Source organism: Cupriavidus sp. MPR-AND1C (genome assembly GCF_058809705.1).
In genome coordinates, this window is the sequence record NZ_JBXASU010000186.1 from 1 (window position 1) to 2,437 (window position 2,437).

General features: G+C 64.0%; 3 protein-coding genes and 1 pseudogene. 1 reads left to right on the forward strand and 3 read right to left on the reverse strand.

Annotated features, from left to right (window positions below; translation table 11 throughout):
- The 3 genes and pseudogenes from AC1RWI_RS37865 to AC1RWI_RS37875 all read right to left on the reverse strand — a co-directional run.
- Positions 1-134: pseudogene (locus AC1RWI_RS37865) on the reverse strand (isovaleryl-CoA dehydrogenase); the annotation flags it as partial.
- Between the two features lie 81 nt (positions 135-215).
- Positions 216-674: a PaaI family thioesterase gene (locus AC1RWI_RS37870; protein WP_043342932.1), complete on the reverse strand. Its 459-nt coding sequence runs from the start codon at positions 672-674 to the stop codon at positions 216-218.
- Positions 675-759: 85 nt separating this feature from the next.
- Positions 760-1,194 carry a MerR family transcriptional regulator gene (locus tag AC1RWI_RS37875; protein ID WP_043342929.1) on the reverse strand — a complete coding sequence of 145 codons (435 nt, stop codon included), beginning with the start codon at positions 1,192-1,194 and terminating at the stop codon, positions 760-762.
- 198 nt (positions 1,195-1,392) lie between these two features.
- Between AC1RWI_RS37875 and AC1RWI_RS37880 the strand changes: the two genes are divergently transcribed.
- Positions 1,393-2,437 (forward strand): MBL fold metallo-hydrolase (locus AC1RWI_RS37880; protein WP_492870870.1); only part of this gene is annotated, 1,045 nt, incomplete at its 3' end.

A 2,437-nucleotide genomic window follows, 5' to 3' on the forward strand; every position in this document is an offset into this window, starting at 1 on the left:
TGGTCGGTGCGGTCGATCTCGGCCGCGCGCGGCGCCAGTTCGGCCTGCGCCCAGTTGCACACGGTTTCGCGCAGCATCTCTATGTCTTCGCCCAAGTCGAATTTCAGGCCTGGCAGCTCAGTCGTTGCGATCATGGCGGTCTCCTGATGGCGTCGGTCTTGTTGTTTTGTCTGTTTTGTCTACTTTGTCTACTTTGTCTGCTTTGTCGTTTGTGGTCAGACGTGGTCTAGCGTGCGCACCACGCACAAGGTCATCAGCATGGTGGCCACCGCCTTGCGCACGCCGGCCGTCTCGCTATATACGTCGCCCTGCGCCACGATCAAGGTGCGGCCGGGCTTGAGCACGCGGCCCACCGCCACCAGCCGCTCGCCCTGGGCGGGCGAGAGCAGGTTGATCTTGTACTCGGCGGTCAGCCCGGCCTCGCCATCCCCCACGATCGACAGTGCTGCGTAGCCGCAGGCGCTGTCGGCCAGCGCGCCGACGGCGCCACCGTGGAAAAAACCGTGCTGCTGGGTCACGCCCTCGGACCACGGCATAGCGATCTCCACCTCGCCCCGCATGACCCGCGTCAGCGCCGCGCCGAAAGTGGTCATCAGGCCCTGGCGGGAGAAGCTGGTGGCAATGGCATCCGCGCGCTCGGCGGACAACGGCGTGGCATCGACAGCTTGGGGCATGGGCTTTCCTTGTTTGAGAAGCTATTCTATTGACGTTTACGTAAACGTCAATCAAATCAGACGCGCGAACTGGAATAATTGCTTATCAAGCACTTTTCACCACATCCGGTGGCACGTCGCATCCATGTGTCGCCAACAACGCCCGGCACTGCCGCTCGTGCTGGTCGATGTCGGCAAGCTGCGCCTGCAGGTCCTCGAGCTGGCGCTCCAGTGCGCCGCGGTGATGCGCCAGCGAATGCAGGAAGCGCTCCAGCTGCGGCGCGGTGTCTCGCGGCGACTCGTACAGATCAAGAATCTCGCGGATTTCGTTCAGTGTCAGCCCAAGCCGCTTGCCCCGCACCGTGAGCTTCAGGCGCGTGCGCTCGCGCCCGTTATAGACGCGCTTGCGCCCGGTCGGCCCTTCGCGCTCCGGCGACAGCAAGCCCTGGTCCTCGTAGAAGCGGATCGCACGCGGCGTCACGTCGAACTCGCGGGCGAGATCGGTGATGGTGTAGGTTGGCGTGACTGGCGAGTCTGGCATGGTGGCCCGGTAAAAAAGTGAACGGTCGTTCGGTATGGAATGAAGTTTTCGCTTAAGATGGAAAAAGCCCGCCCCGATTGACGTTAACGTTAGCGTCAAGCAAGGCCGCTGGCAACCGCGATATGCAACCGTGACAACGAGAAAGCCCGCCTGCGCGCGGCACTGCGCGCACAGGGCTTCAGACCCGAGAGACTCCTCATGAACGCACTCGAACACGAACTCCAATACCCGTTTGGCGAAACCCTGCCCGAAAGCGGCGCGCGGCAGCAGGTGGCGCCCGGCGTCTACTGGCTGCGCATGCCGCTGCCCTTCGCGCTGGACCACATCAACCTGTGGCTGGTGCGTGACCGCCTTGAAGGCCGCGACGGCTGGACCATCATCGATTGCGGCGTCACCAATGACACCATCAAGGCGCACTGGGAAACCGTGTTCGCCAACGAGCTCGACGGCCTGCCCGTGCTGCGCGTGCTGGCCACCCACTGCCACCCCGACCACATCGGGCTGGCGCACTGGCTGTGCAAGCGCTGGGACGCCCGCCTGTGGATGAGCCTGGGCGACTACATGAACGCCCGCGTGATGGGCGGCGGCAGCGGCGCCGGCTCCAACGCCGGCGGCGACTTCGCGGCCAGCCACTTCGCCCGCCACGGCCTGACGGACCCCGACAGCCTGGAAAAGCTGCGCGCGCGCAAAAGCTACTACCCGTCGCTGGTGCCCGACCTGCCCACCCAGTACCGCCGCATGATGGACGGCGATACCGTGCATATCGGCACCGACCCGGCCAGGTCCGGCTGGCGAGTGATCACTGGCTTCGGGCACGCGCCCGAGCACGTAGCACTCTACAACGCCGCCTTGAATGTGCTGATTTCCGGCGACATGGTGCTCCCGCGCATCTCCACCAATGTCAGCGTGTTCGACATGGAGCCGGAAGCCAATCCGCTCAAGCTATACCTGGATTCCCTGGGCAAGTACGAGCCGCTGCCGGAAGACGTGCTGATCCTGCCATCGCATGGCCGGCCGTTCCGGAACCTGCATATTCGCATCAAGCAATTGCGCGAACACCATGTGGAGCGGCTTGCCGAGACCCGGGCGGCCTGCGTGGAGAAGGCCTGTAACGCGCATGACATCGTCGGCGTGATCTTCAACCGGCAGTTTGATATTCACCAGATGACGTTTGCCATGGGCGAGGCGCTGGCGCACTTGCATGTGTTGTGGCATGCGGGGGAGGTGAGGCGGGAGATTGGGG